Source organism: Formosa algae (assembly GCF_001439665.1).
Taxonomy (GTDB): Bacteria; Bacteroidota; Bacteroidia; order Flavobacteriales; family Flavobacteriaceae; genus Formosa; species Formosa algae.
Genome location: NZ_LMAK01000006.1, coordinates 13418 through 31804, shown reverse-complemented (window position 1 = coordinate 31804; position 18387 = coordinate 13418). Strand labels below are relative to the sequence as shown.

The following is an 18387-nucleotide window of genomic DNA, read 5'->3' as shown; positions in this document are numbered from 1 at the left end:
AAAAATAAGTATTTCGTTAAATGGTAATGATTAATAGTGCGTTAAATTGTTTGACGCCTAGTTTAAATTTAATTCATTTTTAATGGTATATCTATTTCTGTTTGGTTTAGATCTTAAAATAAGTTCTCCTAAAAATCCGGCTACAAAAAACTGGGTTCCAATAATCATGGTACACAATGCTATGTAAAATTGAGGCCGTTGTGTAATTAATCGTCCATTCGGATTTAGAAAAATTTTATCAACTCCTAAATATACAGAAAATACAAATCCGATAGCAAACATTAATATACCTAATGCTCCAAAAAGGTGCATGGGGCGTTTGGCAAAATGGGATAAAAACCAAATGGTTATAAGGTCTAAAAAGCCATGGATAAAGCGATCCATACCAAATTTAGTTTCACCATATTTTCGTGCTTGATGTTGTACTACTTTTTCGCCAATGTTAGCAAATCCGGCATTTTTAGCTAAAAGCGGGATGTAACGATGCATTTCGCCATTTACATCGATATTTTTAACCACAGCATTTTTATAAGATTTCAATCCGCAGTTAAAATCGTGAAGTTTTACTCCAGAGGTTTTTCGTGCTGCCCAATTAAATAATTTTGACGGTAAATTTTTAGAAATTATAGAGTCGTAACGTTTCTTTTTCCATCCCGAAACCAAATCATAATTATCCTTAATAATCATGCTATACAGTTCAGGGATTTCTTCAGGATTATCTTGCAAGTCGGCATCCATTGTTATAATAACATCGCCTAATGCTTTAGAGAATCCGGCATGTAAAGCCTGAGATTTTCCGTAATTTCTTAAAAAACGTATGCCTTTAACCTCTGGGTGTGTTGCAGAAAGTTCTGAAATAATAGTCCAAGACGTATCTATACTTCCGTCATCAATAAAAATAACTTCGTATGAAAAACGATTGGACTGCATAACTTTTGCAATCCAATCGTATAATTCATTTAAAGATTCGTGTTCGTTAAGTAGTGGTATGACTACTGATATATCCATGTATGCGATTTAAACTCTTAAAAGTTCAAAAATACTATAATTAATTAGCTTCAGGGTCATTTTTTTTCATTGCAACAGCAATTATTAATCCAATGATGCAATAAAATATGATTGAAAAAGCTAGAGATTTTAACTGACTTCCTATTTCAAACTGATTTTGTTTTTCCATTTCTACAACAGCAAGGTCTATTTGCTCTTGAGCAGCACCAAAACTTTTCATCATGTCTGTAGATTTTTCAATAATCTGTTGTTTTAAAATTTCTGCAGCTTCAGGATCAATAAAATTAAATAGAATAATACTTACCAATGTACTAATTACAACTCCTATTAATATGGTTACAAAATAGGCTGTAAAGGCATCTTTAAAGGTAATAAATCCGTTTTGTGAACTTTTAGCTTTCGCTGTAGAGATAATTCCAAAAACAACAATTACAATAAAAGTACCTGCGCCAACCCACATACTTGTTAATATTTCTAGATTAATAACATAGGCTATTATTGTTAAAGCAGATAATAATATGGCTAAATAAATACCATAAGTGGCTGCCATAGATTTTAAAGAATTTTCCATAAGTTTGTGCGTGATTAATTGGTTTCTAAAGGTTAGTTAACAAATATAGTAAAACGTTACAAAAAGAAACTGAAATAAATAATTGAAAAAAAGATTGCAGGATAATAAAAAATACTTAAATTTGCATTCTCAAAAATTGATAAGTTTTAAAAAGTTTAGTGATGAAAAAAGATATACATCCAGGAAATTATAGAGTAGTAGCATTTAAAGATATGTCTAACGAAGATGTGTTTTTAACTAAATCTACTGCTAACACAAGTGAAACATTAGAAGTAGATGGTGTTGAGTATCCTTTAATTAAAATGGAGATTTCAAGAACATCACACCCGTTCTATACAGGTAAATCTAAATTAATTGATACGGCTGGTCGTATTGATAAATTCAAAAACAAATACGCTAAATTCAAAAAATAATTTAGTGCAAATATATATTGGTAAAGCCTTTCAAATTTTGAAAGGCTTTTTTATTTTTACTTAAAATATACTGACATATGAATTATATTCTTTTCGATGGTCCTTCCCGAAATAGTTTATTGCCCTTTACCTTTACTAGACCAGTAGCAGATATTAGAATTGGAATTTTAACTATTCGCGAAAAATGGGAGCAATACTTAGGATATACCACAACGACTATTACAGAAGATTATCTTGCCGATAAATTTCCAATGGTTGAGATGGACGAGAATGTAATGATTAATGCATCTTATCTTCCAAACTACGAATTGGTAGAATTGGTAAAGGGGTTAGAACACAATCAAGCCATTTTTAAAGATGAAGATGTGATTGCGTTTTTTACAACCGACTCTCAAGAAGATATAGATTTTGAGACTTATGACGCTATAGAATACAATGGCGACTGCCTTAAAATAGAACATACTTGGGATATTTTTTCTAAAAACGGAGCGGCTATTCAAGAAGATTTTGACTTGATTACTGAAGGTCGAATTTCAGAACCTATTCCTGCAACTGTAAATACAATTGCTCCAGAAAACATCTTTATTGAAGAAGGAGCAGAACTTAATTTTGTGACTTTAAATGCATCTAAAGGGCCTATTTATATAGGAAAAGATGCTGTAATTTTAGAAGGAACTTTAATTCGTGGGCCATTGGCTTTATGTGAAAAGGCTGCGATTAAAATGGGTGCTAAAATATACGGACCAACAACTATCGGACCATATTCTAAGGTGGGAGGAGAGGTAAATAATGCTGTATTATTTGCCAATTCTAATAAAGGACATGAAGGGTATTTAGGAAATTCTGTTTTAGGAGAATGGTGTAATTTAGGTGCAGATACCAATAATTCTAATCTAAAAAATAATTATGCAGAAGTCCGTTTATGGAGTTACGAAACTGAAAATTTTGCTAAAACAGGGCTTCAGTTTTGTGGTTTAATGATGGGCGACCATAGTAAATGTGGTATCAATACTATGTTTAATACGGGGACTGTGGTTGGAGTAAATGCCAATATTTTTGGTGCAGGTTATCCGCGAAATTTTGTACCTAGCTTTAGTTGGGGAGGACATAGCGGATTTACAACATACACCACTAAAAAAGCTTTTGAGGTTGCCGAAATGGTTATGAAAAGACGCGATATAGAATTCTCAGACATGGATAAAGCTATCTTAGAACACATTTTTGAAGAGACAAAAAAATACAGAAGAGATTAAGTTTTAGTCATAATCTAGTCGTATTTCTTTACATGTTTTAATTCTAATAGATTAGTTGGGTTTATACCTAAATTATAAATTTCTTTTCGTGTAAACCTAACCACTTCATCATAAAATAAAGGGACTACAGGGGCGTGTGCAATAACTAAAGAATCCATTTTGGTATACAGTTGTTCTCGTTTTTTAGTGTCTGTTTCTGTAAACGATTGCTCGTACCAAGTATCAAACAAATCATTTTTAAAATGCGAATAATTTGGACCATTAGGCGCGAAGTTTTTACTGTAAAATAAAGATAAGTAATTCTCTGCATCAGGATAATCTGCCACCCAACTCGCTCTAAAAAGGTCTAATTTTCCATTTGCTTTGGCGTCTTTTAATGCAGAAGGAGGTACAACATCTACATGTACTAACAATCCTGTTTTCTGAATTTCTCGCTGAATATATTCACAGAAACTTAAATAATTTCCTGTGGTTGTAATTGTAATTTCGGGGCGTTGTATCCCGGTTTCTTCTTTAAATTTTTCAAGATAAACTTTAGCAAGTTCAGGGTTGTAATTAAATCCAATGGTGTTTTTATAGCCAGGCAAGCCTTTAGGTATAAATCCTCCATAAGCAGGAATACCAATGCCATTTCTTAGGTATGTCATCATTTTTTTACGGTCGAAGCCATAATTAACACTTTTTCGTAACCATTCCGACTGAATTTCTGTGAGTTTAGAGTCCATGTAAAACGATAAGTATTCGGTATTTAAATACGGTCCACGTATCATATTCACTTCATCTGTGTAGCGATCTCGTAACGTTCCATTTGCTGTTAAAATTTCATCTTTATACGATGCATCTAAGCCTGAGATAAAATCGATATTACCTTGAGCAAATTGTAAAAATTCACTTTGTTTGTCTGGTAAAAACGTAATGGCCACGGCTTCTAAATATGGTAAATGTTGGCCTTGCGAGTTGGTTTCGTAATATAAAGTGTTCTTTCTAAAGACTAATTTTATATTTTCTTCCCAACGTTTAAAGTAAAAAGGACCAGTACCAATTGGGTGAGATCTAAAATCGGAACGATAATGTTCAACAATTTCTTTGGGTACAACCGAGCAGTATTTCATAGTTAGTAAACCTAAAAAAGCTGGGAATGGTTGTTTTAAGCGAATTTTGAAAGTGTTTTTATTTACGGCGCTAAAAGAGTCTACTTTATTAAAAACCCAACGTCCTGGAGATCCGACTTGAGGATCTAACAAACGGTTAAAGCTGTATTCAAAATCTTCAGCAGTTACAGCACGTGTAGAATCTCTTCCGAATAAGGTGTGTTTGTGGTAATATACACTTTTTCTTAGTTGAAAAGAGTAGGTTAAACCATCTTCAGAAATTGTCCACGATTTAGCAATAGCAGGCTCAACTTGCATGCTATCGTTCATCTGTACTAAACCATTAAACAATTGGTTTGTTGCCCAAATATCTGAAATGTCTTTAGAGAAAGCAGGATCTAAAGAACTGATGTTCTTATGTTCATTATATCTAAAAACCAGATTGTCGTCATGTTCTTTTTTGCTTGAATTGCAATTCGTAAAAACTAGACTTCCAAAACATATAAGTAAGATATTTTTAAAAAAGGTAGAAGAAGCGTTTAAAACTTTAGACATAAAAGAGATCAGTAATAATTTATTAAGGAATTATAAATTCAAAAGTAAGTGTATTAGCTCACAAATAGAACTCCGTTTTTAAATTATTTTATTTTTTTGAAACGATTACAGAATTTAAAAAGCATACAATATATGTATTAAGAGGGTTTTGACATAAACACCATAGTTTTTTTGTAAATTTGCAGCATTTTAGATTATCAAATTATGACTCGACAAAAAGTTGCTTTTTATACTTTAGGCTGTAAATTAAATTTTTCAGAAACTTCTACTATTGCTAGAAATTTTGAAAATGAAGGTTTTGACCGTGTAGACTTTTCGGACCCTGCAGATATTTATGTAATAAATACGTGTTCTGTAACCGATAATGCAGACAAGCGTTTTAAAACCATTGTAAAGCAAGCTCAAAAAGTGAATCCGAAAGCTTTTGTGGCTGCCGTTGGATGTTATGCACAACTAAAACCACAAGAATTGGCAGATGTAGATGGTGTAGATTTGGTTTTGGGAGCAACAGAAAAATTTAAAATTACAGATTATCTAAACGATTTATCTAAAAACGATTTTGGAGAAGTACATTCTTGCGAGATTGAAGATGCCGATTTTTATGTAGGAAGTTATTCTATTGGAGATCGTACACGTGCTTTTTTAAAAGTACAAGATGGTTGCGATTATAAATGTACGTATTGTACAATTCCTTTAGCTAGAGGGATTTCTAGAAGCGATACCTTACAAAATGTACTGAAAAATGCGAAAGAGATTTCAGAGAAAAATATTAAAGAAATTGTTTTAACAGGTGTAAATATTGGTGATTACGGAAAAGGGGAGTTCGGAAATAAAAAACACGAGCATACGTTTTACGAATTAGTACAAGGTTTAGATACGGTTGAAGGTATAGAGCGTCTCAGAATTTCGTCTATAGAGCCTAATTTGCTTAAAAATGAAACGATAGATTTTGTTTCTAAAAGCCGAACTTTTGTACCGCATTTTCATATTCCTTTACAAAGCGGCAGTAATACAATTCTTAAATTAATGCGTCGTCGTTATATGAAAGAATTATATATAGATCGCGTAAATAAAATTAAAACAGTAATGCCTCACGCTTGTATTGGTGTAGATGTTATTGTTGGATTTCCAGGAGAGACAGACGAGTTGTTTTTAGAAACGTATCATTTCTTAACAGAATTAAATATTTCGTACTTACATGTTTTTACATATTCAGAGCGCGATAATACAGAAGCTGTAAATATGGAAGGTGTTGTGCCTAAAAATATACGTAGTAAGCGTAGTAAAATGCTTCGAGGTTTATCGGTTAAAAAACGAAGAGCTTTTTATGAAAGTCAGTTAGGAAGTTCACGAACTGTTTTATTTGAAGGTGAGAATAAAGAAGGTTATATTCATGGTTTTACAGAGAATTACGTTAAAGTAAAAGCGCCTTGGAATCCAGAATTAGTAAATACGTTACAAGATATAAATCTTACAAAAATAGACGAAGATGGTTTAGTGAGATTTGAATTTGTAAAAGATTCAATATCAGTATAGCATAAAAAAAAAAGCCACTTGATACAAGTGGCTTTTCTAAATGAGAATTATATTCTAACACCAATTGGCAACATACTTTTGTATTGTCTGTGTTTTCTCATAAATTTAGCTATTGTTGGACAAGTGGGCACAACGCTTAAATTGCGTTCTTGCAAACTGTCTAGAACCAGCGTGATAAATTTATTTTCGAATGCTTCTGTTTGTTTTTCTTCAGGAACTATTAGTTTTGTTAAAAAAATCTTTCGTTCTTGTAAAGAGTACTCAATGATGGCTAAATCGTCGTCAATTTTGTATTCAAACTGACGTAAAAAATCGTTATCCGATACTTCTGCTGTTTCTATCATGATCATGTTTTTAACGAATGGAGTAAAGAGAAAAATAGAATTAACTCTTTTAAGTTTTCAGTTGAAAACTGATATAAATTTACGAAAAAATATTATGAAATTAAAGAGTTTAACAGTTTAATACCTTATGAGTCAAGATATAATAGATGTGTATTTTATGCCAGGAATGGCTGCAAATCCTTCGATTTTTGAGTATATTAATTTGCCAAAAGATCGTTTTAAAATGCATTTGTTGGAATGGGTTATTCCGTATAATAAAGAAACCTTATCAGATTATGCAAAACGCATTTGTAAAGATGTAAAAGAAGAGAATCCCGTATTGGTAGGCGTATCTTTTGGAGGAATTTTAGTTCAGGAAATGAGCAAGCACATACAAACTAGAAAGGTTATAGTTATATCTAGTGTATTAACTAAATATGAATTGCCAAAACGAATGAAACTTGCAAAGGCTACAAAAATGTATAAGTTTCTGCCAACGCATTTGGTTAGAGATTTTGAAAATTATGCTAAATTTACATTTGGAAGTTCTACCACAAAACGTATAGATTTATATAAGAAATATTTGTCTGTACGTGATAAAAATTATTTAGATTGGGCCATAGAACAAGTGGTCTGTTGGGAACAAGAAGAACCGTTACCTAATACCATTCATATTCATGGCGATAAAGATGCCGTGTTTCCGTACCAATATATTAAAAACTGTATCACTGTAAAAGAGGGTACACATATAATGATTATTAATAAATACAAATGGTTTAATGAAAATTTACCACAATTAATTTTAAACGATAACGTGGCTTAGATTTTGATACTATTTTAATTTTAAAACAATACCAATTATTATGAAACATATTTATAAAGGTCTAATGTTTGCAGGCTTGTTAGGTGTAGTTGCCTTATCTATTAATGCAGTAGGAGATCCAGAAACCGACGAGAGTTTTGAGAAAAAACAATTTAACGACTATAATGTATATGCGTTACAAATGCCTGAACAATTAGATTTTGCAGGTGAAGAGTTGCCACTACATGATCCAGATGTTCATGAACGTATGGATCGCGAATTACTAGTAAATACGTACTGGCAATCTAATGCTTTGTTATTGTTTAAACGTGCACATAAATATTTTCCTATTATTGAACCTATTTTAGCAAAACATGGTATTCCAGACGATTTTAAATATTTAGCTGTTATAGAAAGCGGACTAACAAATGCTGTGTCTCCAGCTGGAGCTCGTGGAGTTTGGCAAATTATGAAAGGGACTGCAAAAGATTTTGGATTAGAAGTGAATGATAACGTAGATGAACGTTATAATCTTGAAAAATCTACAGAAGTCGCTTGTGAATATTTAAAAAAGTCTAAAGCTCAATTAGGGTCTTGGACCTTGGCAGCAGCTGCTTACAATGCAGGAAATAGAGGAGTGTCTTCTAGGTTAGAAGCTCAAAAAGTAGACGATTATTACGATTTGTTATTGGGAGAAGAAACAGGGCGTTATGTGTTTAGAATTATAGCTTTAAAAGAAATTTTAAACAGTCCGTTAAAATATGGGTTTAATTTCAGAGATAAAGATTTATACACTTATGTGCCAACTTATACTGTAAAGGTTGATACTGCGGTGACAGATTTCGCTGATTTTGCTCAGAAATTTGATATTAATTATAAGATTTTAAAAATTCATAATCCGTGGTTAAGAGAATCGTTCTTAAATAATAGTTCAAGAAAATTATACGAGATCGAGATTCCTAAAGCAGGCTTTTATAAAAACTAAGAGTATTTTTATAAAAAAGAAAAAGGCGTTGAAATTAAATTCAACGCCTTTTTTTGTATTTGTTTAAAAGAAGTCTATCGTCTTCCGCCACCTCTTGGTTGTCTGTGTCCGCCAAAATGTTGGTTAGGTGCTTGTGCGCGCTTCATATTGTCTTTCATCATTTTAATTTGATCGGTCAACATGCCTTGCTTATCTAATTTTTGAGCTTCAGATAATAATTTAGTAGCTTCCTGTTTTCTGCGTTTAGATAAAGAGATACCAGCTAAGCTTAATTTTGCCATAGCTAAATCATGATCCATATTTAAACCTAAAGCCACAGCTTTCTTTAAATATTTTTCAGATTCATTCATATTTGTTTGCGATACCATAATACCGTGTAAGTAGTTGTAATACCCTTGTTGTTTTGCAACTAAAGCAGATTCTGGGTTTTTAATTTTGTTTAACCACTTGGTTGCGCCTTCAAAATCTTGCTTACGTAACTTTAAAAAGGCCAATAAAATAAATTCATTTTTAAAGTATAAAAAGATGAAAATAGAAGATAATAAGATTAACATGATCCCGTTTCCAATATTTCCTTCTATAAATTGATAGACAGCGTAGGCTATAATTAAACCAGCGATAACTAATTTTATGTTTTTGTTGTACATGTGTGTTTATTTAATTTTATAAGTTGTTATAGATGTTACTTTAGTTGGATTATTCTCTGTATGATTTAAATCTACTGCGTTACTAGCTTCTGCATTTACCGTCATTTCGTTTATAAATCCAGTTTCTTTATCGGCTATAACTACAATATTTTGTTTTCCTTTTAAAAGGAGGTTGGTAAATTCGTCTTCAATAATCATACTTAAGGTCGATTCTGCATTTAAAACTATAGTATCTGATATGTTTTTAAGCTTCCAAGTATTTTTAGAATTAATCTCGCCAGTATATTCATTATTCCAAGTATCTCCAATTTTTACTTCTTGTTTTGGGTAAATATGGGTGAGTTGCTCGAAACTTTTAGATAAAGATTCGCTACCGAATTCAGATTTCATCGACTCTATCATGAGTTGTTTGGTAAATTCGTCTCGTATTCCAGATAAACTAACCATATTATTAATCATGTCTTCTGCACCATAGACTTCAATAATTTCACCGGTGTAAGACATTTCTATTTGTAACTCAGAATGTGTTAATCCGCCAAATATTTTACCTTCTGTATCGTTGTCTGCAACAGGTTTGTTAGTATCTACATCAACTAAAACACCAAACTGATTAGAAGTTGTTTTTAGTTTAAATTGGTTGAAGCGAAACTTCAATCTATAGGTGCTGTCTGTCTTCGCAGCGACTTTAAAGGTGTAATTTTCTTCAAGGTTATTAAGTATTTTATGCTCTAAACCTTGATCACATTGTACAATATTTTGTGTAGCCTTTTGTAAAACCGTTATGCTATCTCCTATTTTTAAACGATATTGCAATAAGGATTGGGCAGATACAGAATATGCACTTACTAAGGTAAACACTAATATCTTAAGAAAAAATCGAGTCATTTATACTATATTATTTGGGACTACAAAGAAACTAAAAATTTTACTAAAAAATATTTTTTAAATAAGGTTTGTTAAACTAAAAACTCTTTGTATATTTGCGCGCAGTTTTGACAAACAATCAAAGCCAAGTGTAGTTAATATATTGAAGATTTTAAAGATACAAGACAATGAGTAAAAGAACGTTTCAACCATCAAAAAGAAAGAGAAGAAACAAGCACGGTTTTAGAGAAAGAATGGCTTCTGCCAATGGTAGAAAAGTCCTTGCACGTAGACGTGCTAAAGGAAGAAAGAAACTGTCTGTATCTTCTGAGTCAAGACATAAAAAATAATGATATCAGTGTTTTGATATAATAGAAAGGTGTTACTTAATGGTAACGCCTTTTTTTATATCTCGTTTTTATAATTACTTTTGAAATATCTTAATATAATACAATGCCAAAAAATCCAAAGCTAAAATCTATTCTTATCATCGGGTCTGGACCAATTGTAATTGGGCAAGCCTGCGAATTTGACTATTCAGGAACTCAAGCCTTAAGATCGCTTCGCGAAGATGGGATAGAAACCGTATTAATCAATTCCAATCCAGCAACGATTATGACCGACCCTTCAATGGCCGATCATGTATATTTGTTGCCACTTACTACAAAATCGTTAGTACAAATCCTTAAAGAGCATCCACAAATTGACGCTGTTTTACCAACAATGGGTGGACAGACAGCTTTAAATTTATGTATAGAAGCTGATGAAAAAGGTATTTGGAAAGATTTTGGTGTAGACATTATTGGAGTAGATATTGATGCTATCAACATTACTGAAGATAGAGAGAAATTTAGAGAGTTAATGCTTAAAATTGGAGTGCCAATGGCACCTCAAGCTACAGCTACTTCATACTTAAAAGGAAAAGAAATTGCTCAAGAATTTGGATTCCCTTTAATTATTAGAGCTTCTTTTACTTTAGGTGGAGCAGGAGCTTCGTTTGTATATAAAGAAGAAGATTTCGATGAATTATTAACTCGTGGATTAGAGATTTCTCCTATTCATGAAGTTATGATTGATAAGGCGCTTATTGGTTGGAAAGAATACGAGTTAGAATTACTTAGAGATGCTAACGATAATGTGGTTATTATCTGTTCTATTGAAAATATGGATCCTATCGGAATTCATACTGGAGATTCTATTACCGTAGCACCAGCTATGACTCTTAGTGATAAAACGTATCAAAAAATGCGTGATATGGCTATACATATGATGCGTAGTATCGGAGATTTTGCCGGAGGATGTAATGTGCAGTTTGCCGTAAGTCCAGACGAAAAAGAAGATATTATTGCTATCGAAATTAATCCTCGTGTATCGCGTTCTTCAGCATTAGCGTCTAAAGCAACAGGTTATCCTATTGCTAAAATAGCAGCAAAATTAGCTTTAGGATATCATTTAGATGAATTACAAAATCAAATTACAAAATCAACTTCGGCGCTTTTTGAACCGACATTAGATTATGTGATTGTAAAAATACCTCGATGGAATTTTGATAAATTCGAAGGTTCTGACAGAACTTTAGGACTTCAAATGAAATCTGTTGGAGAAGTGATGGGAATTGGACGTTCGTTCCAAGAAGCTTTGCATAAAGCCACCCAATCTTTAGAGATTAAACGTAACGGTTTAGGTGCAGACGGTAAAGAAAATAAAGATTACAATCAAATTATAGAGAAGCTTACATATGCATCTTGGGATCGTGTCTTTATTATTTACGATGCAATAGAAATGGGTATTCCATTAAGCCGAATTCACGAGATCACGAAAATAGACATGTGGTTCTTAAAGCAATATGAAGAATTGCATATGCTTAGAAATGAAGTTTCTACCTTTAATATAGAAACCATTCAGAAGGACTTACTTTTAGAAGCTAAACAAAAAGGTTACGGAGACAGACAAATTGCACATATGTTGGGCTGTTTGGAAAGTCAAGTGTATAACAAACGTGAAGAGTTAGGTGTAAATCGTGTTTACAAATTAGTAGATACATGTGCTGCCGAATTTACAGCAAAAACACCTTATTACTATTCCACGTTTGAAAGCGATATGGAAACTGCAGACGGAACACGTTTTGCAGATAACGAAAGTATTGTAAGCGATAAGAAAAAAGTAATTGTTTTAGGATCTGGACCAAATAGAATCGGACAGGGAATCGAGTTTGATTACTGTTGTGTACACGGTGTATTAGCTGCAGCAGAATGTGGTTACGAAACCATCATGATTAACTGTAATCCAGAAACGGTATCTACAGATTTTGATACAGCAGATAAATTATACTTCGAACCAGTATTCTGGGAACATATTTACGATATCATTAAACATGAAAAACCAGAAGGTGTTATTGTTCAGTTAGGCGGTCAGACGGCTTTAAAACTTGCTGAAAAATTAACCAAATGGGGTGTGAAAATATTAGGAACTAGCTTTGAATCTTTAGACTTAGCCGAAGATAGAGGACTATTCTCTAAATTACTTAAAGAAAACAATATTCCTTACCCAGAGTTTGATATTGCAACAACGGCAGATGAAGCTTCTGCAATTGCAGATGTATTAGATTTTCCAATATTAGTACGTCCGTCTTACGTACTTGGGGGTCAAGGAATGAAAATTGTAATTAATAAGGAAGAACTTGAAAAACATGTTGTAGATTTATTAAGCAGAATGCCTGGTAATCAATTACTGTTAGATCACTATTTAGATGGTGCAATTGAAGCAGAAGCCGATGCAATTTGCGATGGAGAAGATGTTTATATTATCGGAATCATGGAGCATATAGAGCCTTGTGGTGTGCACTCTGGAGATAGTAACTCTTTATTACCACCTTTTAACTTAGGAGATTTGGTAATGCAACAAATAAAAGATCATACTAAAAAGATTGCTTTAGCTCTTAATACAGTTGGTTTAATAAACATACAGTTTGCGGTTAAAGACGATGTAGTATATATTATCGAAGCAAACCCAAGAGCCTCTAGAACTGTTCCTTTTATTGCAAAAGCATATGGCGAACCGTATGTAAACTACGCAACTAAAGTAATGTTAGGAGAGAAGAAAGTTAAAGACTTTAACTTTACACCTAAACTAGAAGGGTATGCAATTAAAAAGCCAGTATTCTCTTTCGATAAATTCCATAATGTGAATAAGAAACTTGGACCAGAAATGAAGAGTACAGGAGAAAGCATCTTGTTTATAGATAGCTTAAAAGACGATGAGTTTTACAATTTATACTCAAGACGTCGTATGTATTTAAATAAATAATAAAAGACTAGTTATATATTAAAAAAGGCTTCCAATTTGGAAGCCTTTTTTATGCTTTAATATTTTTAAAACCTATAAAGCTCCTCCAGATTTTAGTACAAAATAGGTAAGTGGTATGGTTACAGCTAATATAATAAGTACAGGTTTTACCCAGTCACGTTTTTTGTAAGCTGTTATTTTACCTAAATGTGTATTCCAGAAATATTCAGTTAAAACAAATCCGCCAATAGCATTTGTAATTAATGCGAAATTAGAATTAATTCCAAGCATGGAAATGAGTACAACAATGACGAGGTAGGCTAAAATGAAATAAATAACATGATTTACAGCCGTCTTTAAACGCATCTTTTTAAAATTAGAAATCAATAAAATACTCCCAAATATTGGTGAAAATAGTATAGATATTGAAAGAATAAAAGTTTTAGAATACAGTTCTGGTAGCTGCTTTGCCTTAGTATCATTATCATCCGGTGCCGGAGATGCAGCTTTTAACGTATGTTCTAAAAGTGCTTTTTTTTCAGCTAAAAGTTCTGCAGTTAAGGCAGTATGTGTTTCGTTAATACCATCTGTGTTTAAGCCTCTATTTTTTAATATATCTGTAGCAGTTAAGCGGGCTTCGTTGGTGTAAACGTCTTCATTAAAACTAATGGCTTCAAGTTCTTCATTAGTCATTTTATTAAATCGGTTTACAAAAATATTATCGACCATTATATTGTTTAAGTGTTGTTTTGTAGTGTTTTAAAATATTGTGTAAGTATTGTAGTGAAATGCTTAGTAACAATAGTATGCTAGCAAAGATACCACTATTTTTATCAGAGTGAAAATTCTACAGGTTTCAAAAATAATCTGTAAGAGATAGCTCACTAAATTAAAAAGTCTGATAAAATTTTCGTTTATCAGACTCTTTATTTTGGCGTTACCTTTTAGGTCGCGCTTTACGTTATATCTTTTTTAGCCTTTTATGAGAGCTAAAAAAGGATGCCACTGCAATCGCTAACGCTAATGTTGTTTCGCCGTAAGTTCTGCGATTTTACAAATAACTTCAGTGGCTTTTATCATACTTTCTACCGGAACATATTCGTAACGCCCATGAAAATTATGTCCGCCAGCAAAAATATTAGGACAAGGTAAACCCATATAACTCAGTTGAGATCCATCTGTACCACCACGAATGGCTTTAATATTTGGTGTAATACCAACTTGCTTCATAGCTTCTTCTGCAAGATCTACAATATGCATTACAGGTTCAACCTTTTCTTTCATATTAAAATATTGATCTTTTATTTCAACACTAATAGCTTCTTGGTTGTATTGTAAATTTAGTTCTTTCGTTAATTTAACCATCACCTCTTTACGCGCTTCAAAATGCTCTTTATCATGATCGCGGATAATGTATTTTAAGACGGTACGATCTACTTCTCCGTTAATATCTGTTAAGTGAAAAAAGCCTTGATAGCCTTCAGTATGCTCAGGTGTTTCTAAACGTGGTAATGAGTTAATAAATTCAGTAGCGATATACATAGAATTTATCATTTTTCCTTTTGCATAACCCGGATGTACTATTTTCCCTTTTATAGTAACCACAGCTCCTGCTGCATTGAAATTTTCATATTCTAATTCTCCAATTTCGCTACCATCCATAGTATAAGCCCATTCTGCTCCAAATTTTTTCACATCAAATTTATGAGCACCACGACCAATTTCTTCATCTGGGGTAAAACCAACTCGAATTTTTCCGTGTTTAATTTCTGGATGTTGTACTAAATATTCCATTGCAGAAACTATTTCTGTAATTCCAGCTTTATCATCGGCACCTAAAAGAGTGGTACCATCTGTAGTAATTAGTGTTTGTCCTTTATAAAGTAGTAAGTCTTCAAAATAATCTGGAGAGAGTATAATGTCTTGATCTTTATTAAGAATGATGTCTTTACCATCGTAATTCTCTATAAATTGAGGTTTTACATTAGCACCTGTAAAATCTGGAGAAGTATCAAAATGTGAGATAAAACCAATTGTTGGCACCTCATGGTCTATATTACTAGGTAAAGTTGCCATGATATAGGCGTTTTCATCTATAGAAACATCTTCTAAACCAATCGCTTTTAACTCTTCCGTAAGGGCATTGGCTAAATTCCATTGTTTCTCGGTACTTGGTGTTGTATTGCTTTCAGGATCCGATTCTGTATCTACAGTAACGTAGCTTACAAAACGGTTTATAAGGTGTTGTTTGTCTATCATGTGGGGTAAGATTTTAAACAAAAATACTATTATTAATTATTTATGCTTTTTGAATTGTAGGATTTTTTATTTAAAAGTATTTTTGCACAAATAAAACTGCAATGTATAAGTTATTAATCCGTCCTTTATTTTTTAATTTCGATCCTGAGAAGGTGCATCACTTCACATTTTCTATGGTGCGTTTTCTATCTAAAATTCCTTTTGTTCCGAGTTTATTTCGATCTTTATTTGTAGTAGAAGACAAAAAATTAGAACGCAAAGTATTCGGATTAACATTTAAAAACCCAGTCGGTTTAGCTGCAGGTTTCGATAAAAATGCGGTGTTGTTTAATGAATTGGCCAACTTCGGTTTTGGTTTTGTTGAAATAGGAACGGTAACACCAATCGGACAAATTGGAAATCCTAAAAAGCGAATCTTTAGACTTATAGAAGATCAGGGATTGATTAACCGTATGGGATTTAATAATGAAGGTGTGGAGACTGCAATTACACAATTAAAACAAAATAAAGGTAAAATTCTTATCGGCGGAAATATAGGAAAAAACACCCAAACGGCGCCAGAACATTACACAGCAGATTATGTGACGTGTTTTAATGCTTTACACCCTTATGTAGATTATTTTGTACTTAATGTGAGCTGTCCAAATGTTGGTAGCCATGCCAAATTAAACGATAAGGACTATTTACTAGAATTAATAAGCACTGTAAAAGCGGCGAATAAAACGTTTGGAAAAGAAAAACCTATTTTACTTAAAATTGCGCCAGATTTAAACGATGTTCAATTAGATGAAATTATAGCATTGGTTAAGGAAACTAAGCTTGATGGCGTTATAGCATCAAATACTTCTGTAGATCGTAGCGGATTACAAGCTTCAGATTCTGAACTGCAAGCAATAGGAAATGGAGGATTAAGTGGGCAACCTATTACAGCCAAAAGTACTCAGGTTATACAATACTTATCTGAAAAAAGTAATAAGGCTTTTCCTATTATTGGTGTGGGTGGAATTCATTCTGCAGAAGATGCTTTAGAAAAATTAAATGCAGGCGCAACTCTAGTTCAAATTTACACTGGATTTATATATGAAGGCCCAGCTTTAATTAAAAAGATTAATAAAGCGATTTTAAAACGTGCTTAACTCTTGGATGTAGATGTATTAATATCTTTTGTAATAGCGACTTCAGCTTTAGCGATTGCTCCTGGACCAGATGTTATTTATGTTTTGATGCAGAGTATAACTAACGGAAAATCGTTTGGTATAGCGACAGCTGTTGGTTTAGTTACCGGATGTTTAGTCCATACGACTTTGGTTGCTTTTGGAATATCTGCCATTATAAAGGCTTCAGATTCCATTTTCTTCGGTATTAAACTTTTAGGCGCTATATATTTAATTTATTTGGCATATAAAGTTTATAAAAGCGATGCCAATCTTATGCTAACAGATACTCTTGTACCTGAAAAAACAGGTGTCCAATTATTTAAACAAGGGTTTATCATGAATGTTTTAAATCCTAAAGTGTCTATTTTTTTTCTAGCATTCTTTCCAGGATTTTTATTTAGTAATACATTAGGTACAATTCAGCAATTCTATATATTAGGATTTATATTTATAGGCGTCTCATTCATAGTTTTTGCTACGATTGCCATTTTAGGAGGATCCATTTCAGAGTACCTTAAACAACACAAAGGCACTGGGCTTGTTCTAAAATGGATGCAAATTATTGTATTTATTGGGATTGCAATGTTTATCTTACTTTCAGAAAAATAATGGTATTTTTAAAGTCTAAACGCTAATAAATCATGGCACAAAGTGTAAAAGTAATAGAATGTCCGCGTGATGCCATGCAAGGAATAAAAGCATTTATTCCTACCGAACGAAAAGTGCAATACATACAATCGTTGTTACGTGTAGGTTACGACACTATAGATTTTGGAAGTTTTGTCTCGCCTAAAGCCATTCCGCAAATGGTAGATACTGCCGAAGTATTGGAACAGTTAGATTTGTCTAAAACAGTGAGTAAACTTCTTGCTATAATTGCGAATACACGCGGTGCAGAAGATGCTTCAAAGCACAAGAATATAGATTATTTAGGGTATCCTTTTTCAATTTCAGAAAATTTTCAAATGCGTAATACGCATAAAACTATTTCGGAATCTGTAAATACATTACAAGACATTTTAAATATTGCCGATACATGTAATAAAGAAGTGGTTGTATACATTTCCATGGGATTTGGGAATCCGTATGGAGATCCTTGGAATGTAGAAATTGTTGCAGATTGGACTGAGCGTTTAAGTAATATGGGCGTGAAAATTTTGTCATTAAGTGATACTGTAGGATCTTCAGATCCAGAAACCATAGCGTATTTGTTTTCTAATTTAATTCCGAAATATCAGGATATTGAATTTGGAGCACATTTGCACACCACTCCAAATTTATGGTTTGAGAAAGTTGATGCTGCTTATAAAGCAGGTTGTAAACGATTTGATGGTGCAATACAAGGATTAGGAGGTTGCCCAATGGCAAAAGACGAATTAACAGGAAATATGCCAACCGAAAAATTATTATCGTATTTCACAACTCAGAAAGTAAATGAGTTAAATGCCTTGAGTTTTGAAAGTGCTTATAATGAGGCGACTAAAATATTTAGTAAATATCATTAAAACTAAACGTTCATTTTTTTTATAATTAATCCCTATTTTACTTAACTATCCTAAATAATATTTAGAAATTTGTGTGTATGCAAGTTTTCAAGGCTTTACCCCACATGGTTATCTGTGTAAACAAGTTTTAGCA

General features: G+C 32.6%; 18 protein-coding genes. 10 read left to right on the top strand and 8 right to left on the bottom strand.

Features of this window, described 5'->3' with window-relative positions:
* Positions 1-57: 57 nt before the first annotated feature.
* Together AST99_RS01565 and AST99_RS01560 are read right to left on the bottom strand one after the other, a co-directional pair.
* Positions 58-1008 carry a glycosyltransferase family 2 protein gene (locus tag AST99_RS01565; RefSeq protein WP_057778432.1) on the bottom strand — a complete coding sequence of 317 codons (951 nt, stop codon included), beginning with the start codon at positions 1006-1008 and terminating at the stop codon, positions 58-60.
* A 40-nt stretch (positions 1009-1048) separates the two neighbouring features.
* Entirely contained in the window at positions 1049-1579 is a 531-nt protein-coding gene (locus AST99_RS01560; RefSeq protein ID WP_057778430.1) for a DUF4199 domain-containing protein, read from the bottom strand.
* A 161-nt stretch (positions 1580-1740) separates the two neighbouring features.
* Here AST99_RS01560 and AST99_RS01555 point away from each other — a divergent pair, with 161 nt between their 5' ends.
* Both AST99_RS01555 and AST99_RS01550 read left to right on the top strand, forming a co-directional pair.
* Positions 1741-1992 (top strand): type B 50S ribosomal protein L31, encoded by a 252-nt coding sequence (locus AST99_RS01555; protein WP_057778427.1) that lies wholly within the window; start codon positions 1741-1743, stop codon positions 1990-1992.
* Positions 1993-2069: 77 nt separating this feature from the next.
* Entirely contained in the window at positions 2070-3245 is a 1176-nt protein-coding gene (locus tag AST99_RS01550; RefSeq protein WP_057778425.1) for a GlmU family protein, read from the top strand.
* Between the two features lie 14 nt (positions 3246-3259).
* On the opposite strand, the gene AST99_RS01545 is transcribed toward AST99_RS01550, so the two are convergent.
* Positions 3260-4891: an ABC transporter substrate-binding protein gene (locus AST99_RS01545; protein WP_057778423.1), complete on the bottom strand. Its 1632-nt coding sequence runs from the start codon at positions 4889-4891 to the stop codon at positions 3260-3262.
* 204 nt (positions 4892-5095) lie between these two features.
* On the opposite strand from AST99_RS01545, the gene mtaB reads away from it, so the two are divergent.
* On the top strand, positions 5096-6427 hold the full coding sequence (gene mtaB, locus AST99_RS01540) for a tRNA (N(6)-L-threonylcarbamoyladenosine(37)-C(2))-methylthiotransferase MtaB (RefSeq protein WP_057778421.1): 1332 nt from the start codon (positions 5096-5098) through the stop codon (positions 6425-6427).
* Between the two features lie 47 nt (positions 6428-6474).
* Here mtaB and AST99_RS01535 read toward each other — a convergent pair whose 3' ends face one another.
* Positions 6475-6771, bottom strand: a complete 297-nt coding sequence (locus tag AST99_RS01535; protein ID WP_057778419.1) for a GNAT family N-acetyltransferase — start codon at positions 6769-6771, stop codon at positions 6475-6477.
* A gap of 127 nt (positions 6772-6898) precedes the next feature.
* Between AST99_RS01535 and AST99_RS01530 the strand changes: the two genes are divergently transcribed.
* Together AST99_RS01530 and AST99_RS01525 are read left to right on the top strand one after the other, a co-directional pair.
* Positions 6899-7573 carry an alpha/beta hydrolase family protein gene (locus AST99_RS01530; RefSeq protein WP_057778417.1) on the top strand — a complete coding sequence of 225 codons (675 nt, stop codon included), beginning with the start codon at positions 6899-6901 and terminating at the stop codon, positions 7571-7573.
* A 40-nt stretch (positions 7574-7613) separates the two neighbouring features.
* Positions 7614-8537, top strand: a complete 924-nt coding sequence (locus AST99_RS01525; protein WP_057778415.1) for a lytic transglycosylase domain-containing protein — start codon at positions 7614-7616, stop codon at positions 8535-8537.
* Positions 8538-8611: 74 nt separating this feature from the next.
* Here AST99_RS01525 and AST99_RS01520 read toward each other — a convergent pair whose 3' ends face one another.
* Positions 8612-9184, bottom strand: a complete 573-nt coding sequence (locus tag AST99_RS01520) for a hypothetical protein (protein WP_057778414.1) — start codon at positions 9182-9184, stop codon at positions 8612-8614.
* A gap of 6 nt (positions 9185-9190) precedes the next feature.
* Complete coding sequence (locus tag AST99_RS01515; protein ID WP_057778412.1) at positions 9191-10069, bottom strand: DUF6263 family protein; 879 nt, start codon at positions 10067-10069, stop codon at positions 9191-9193.
* A gap of 167 nt (positions 10070-10236) precedes the next feature.
* Between AST99_RS01515 and rpmH the strand changes: the two genes are divergently transcribed.
* The gene (rpmH, locus tag AST99_RS01510) at positions 10237-10398 is read left to right on the top strand and encodes a 50S ribosomal protein L34 (protein ID WP_038527912.1); all 162 of its coding nucleotides are present in this window, start codon (positions 10237-10239) and stop codon (positions 10396-10398) included.
* Positions 10399-10501: 103 nt separating this feature from the next.
* Positions 10502-13354, top strand: coding sequence for a carbamoyl-phosphate synthase large subunit (gene carB, locus AST99_RS01505; protein ID WP_057778410.1), 2853 nt, complete (start codon positions 10502-10504; stop codon positions 13352-13354).
* 72 nt (positions 13355-13426) lie between these two features.
* Here the strand turns inward: carB and AST99_RS01500 are convergent, their stop codons facing one another.
* On the bottom strand, positions 13427-14062 hold the full coding sequence (locus AST99_RS01500; protein ID WP_157486275.1) for a hypothetical protein: 636 nt from the start codon (positions 14060-14062) through the stop codon (positions 13427-13429).
* A 291-nt stretch (positions 14063-14353) separates the two neighbouring features.
* Positions 14354-15592, bottom strand: a complete 1239-nt coding sequence (gene pepT / locus AST99_RS01495; protein WP_057778406.1) for a peptidase T — start codon at positions 15590-15592, stop codon at positions 14354-14356.
* Between the two features lie 101 nt (positions 15593-15693).
* On the opposite strand from pepT, the gene AST99_RS01490 reads away from it, so the two are divergent.
* From AST99_RS01490 to AST99_RS01480, 3 genes are read left to right on the top strand one after another with little or no spacing between them, the layout of a single operon-like run.
* Entirely contained in the window at positions 15694-16728 is a 1035-nt protein-coding gene (locus AST99_RS01490) for a quinone-dependent dihydroorotate dehydrogenase (RefSeq protein ID WP_057778404.1), read from the top strand.
* Between the two features lie 3 nt (positions 16729-16731).
* Positions 16732-17358: a LysE family translocator gene (locus AST99_RS01485; RefSeq protein ID WP_057778402.1), complete on the top strand. Its 627-nt coding sequence runs from the start codon at positions 16732-16734 to the stop codon at positions 17356-17358.
* A 32-nt stretch (positions 17359-17390) separates the two neighbouring features.
* Positions 17391-18254 (top strand): hydroxymethylglutaryl-CoA lyase, encoded by an 864-nt coding sequence (locus AST99_RS01480; RefSeq protein WP_057778400.1) that lies wholly within the window; start codon positions 17391-17393, stop codon positions 18252-18254.
* The last annotated feature ends 133 nt before the right edge of the window (positions 18255-18387 follow it).

Bases quoted from the DNA above. Each gene is read 5' to 3' on its own strand.
- carB (WP_057778410.1), top strand. From the start codon at position 10,502: ATGCCAAAAAATCCAAAGCTAAAATCTATTCTTATCATCGGGTCTGGA.
- AST99_RS01545 (WP_057778423.1), bottom strand. From the start codon at position 4,891: ATGTCTAAAGTTTTAAACGCTTCTTCTACCTTTTTTAAAAATATCTTA.
- AST99_RS01525 (WP_057778415.1), top strand. From the start codon at position 7,614: ATGAAACATATTTATAAAGGTCTAATGTTTGCAGGCTTGTTAGGTGTA.
- rpmH (WP_038527912.1), top strand. From the start codon at position 10,237: ATGAGTAAAAGAACGTTTCAACCATCAAAAAGAAAGAGAAGAAACAAG.
- AST99_RS01565 (WP_057778432.1), bottom strand. From the start codon at position 1,008: ATGGATATATCAGTAGTCATACCACTACTTAACGAACACGAATCTTTA.
- AST99_RS01555 (WP_057778427.1), top strand. From the start codon at position 1,741: ATGAAAAAAGATATACATCCAGGAAATTATAGAGTAGTAGCATTTAAA.
- AST99_RS01535 (WP_057778419.1), bottom strand. From the start codon at position 6,771: ATGATAGAAACAGCAGAAGTATCGGATAACGATTTTTTACGTCAGTTT.
- AST99_RS01480 (WP_057778400.1), top strand. From the start codon at position 17,391: ATGGCACAAAGTGTAAAAGTAATAGAATGTCCGCGTGATGCCATGCAA.
- pepT (WP_057778406.1), bottom strand. From the start codon at position 15,592: ATGATAGACAAACAACACCTTATAAACCGTTTTGTAAGCTACGTTACT.
- AST99_RS01520 (WP_057778414.1), bottom strand. From the start codon at position 9,184: ATGTACAACAAAAACATAAAATTAGTTATCGCTGGTTTAATTATAGCC.
- AST99_RS01490 (WP_057778404.1), top strand. From the start codon at position 15,694: ATGTATAAGTTATTAATCCGTCCTTTATTTTTTAATTTCGATCCTGAG.
- mtaB (WP_057778421.1), top strand. From the start codon at position 5,096: ATGACTCGACAAAAAGTTGCTTTTTATACTTTAGGCTGTAAATTAAAT.
- AST99_RS01560 (WP_057778430.1), bottom strand. From the start codon at position 1,579: ATGGAAAATTCTTTAAAATCTATGGCAGCCACTTATGGTATTTATTTA.
- AST99_RS01500 (WP_157486275.1), bottom strand. From the start codon at position 14,062: ATGGTCGATAATATTTTTGTAAACCGATTTAATAAAATGACTAATGAA.
- AST99_RS01515 (WP_057778412.1), bottom strand. From the start codon at position 10,069: ATGACTCGATTTTTTCTTAAGATATTAGTGTTTACCTTAGTAAGTGCA.
- AST99_RS01550 (WP_057778425.1), top strand. From the start codon at position 2,070: ATGAATTATATTCTTTTCGATGGTCCTTCCCGAAATAGTTTATTGCCC.
- AST99_RS01530 (WP_057778417.1), top strand. From the start codon at position 6,899: ATGAGTCAAGATATAATAGATGTGTATTTTATGCCAGGAATGGCTGCA.